General features: G+C 70.6%; 1 protein-coding gene. It reads left to right on the forward strand.

Features of this window, described 5'->3' with window-relative positions; genetic code table 11:
* Positions 1–682: inorganic phosphate transporter (locus BIU98_RS07725; protein WP_139200624.1), on the forward strand; the 682-nt coding region annotated here is incomplete at its 5' end.
* Between the last annotated feature and the right edge of the window lie 4 nt (positions 683–686).

The raw sequence follows: 686 nt of genomic DNA on the forward strand, positions 1-686 counted from the left end.
CACGAACGACGCGCAGAAGACGATGGGCGTCATCACGCTGACGTTGATCGCGTCCGGCGCCCAGTCGTCGAACCAGGGCGTGCAGTTCTGGGTCGTCGTCGCCTGTGCGCTCGCGATCGCCCTCGGCACCTACACCGGCGGCTGGCGCATCATCCGCACGCTCGGCTCCGGGCTCACCGAGATCCGCGCGACGCAGGGCTTCGCCGCCGAGGCCTCCACCGCGGCCACGATCCTCGCGTCGAGCCACCTCGGCTTCGCACTGTCCACCACGCAGGTCTCGTCGGGGTCCATCATCGGCGCCGGCCTCGGTCGCCGAGGCTCGAAGATCCAGTGGTCCACCGCGGGCAAGATCGTCATCGCCTGGTTCATCACGCTGCCGGCTGCCGCAGCCGTCGGTGCCGTGGCGTCGGGCATCGCCCGCTTCGGCATCATCGGGCTCGTCATCGACGCGGTCGTCGGTGCCGTCGTGATCCTCGGACTGTACCTCTGGTCGCTCCGCAAGCCGCACGGGCAGGCCTCCGCGATCGAGGTCGACGTCGCCGCCAACGCGGTCTACACCCGCAAGGAGCTGCGCGACCTGCAGCGCAAGAAGCGCGCCGAGAACGTCGCCGCACGCCGCGCCGAGCTGAGCCGCGAGCGCACCCTCCGACGCATGGGTGCTCGCAAGGGAGGACGACGCTGATGGG

The organism is Curtobacterium sp. MMLR14_010 (assembly GCF_001865015.1).
Lineage (GTDB): Bacteria > Actinomycetota > Actinomycetes > Actinomycetales > Microbacteriaceae > Curtobacterium.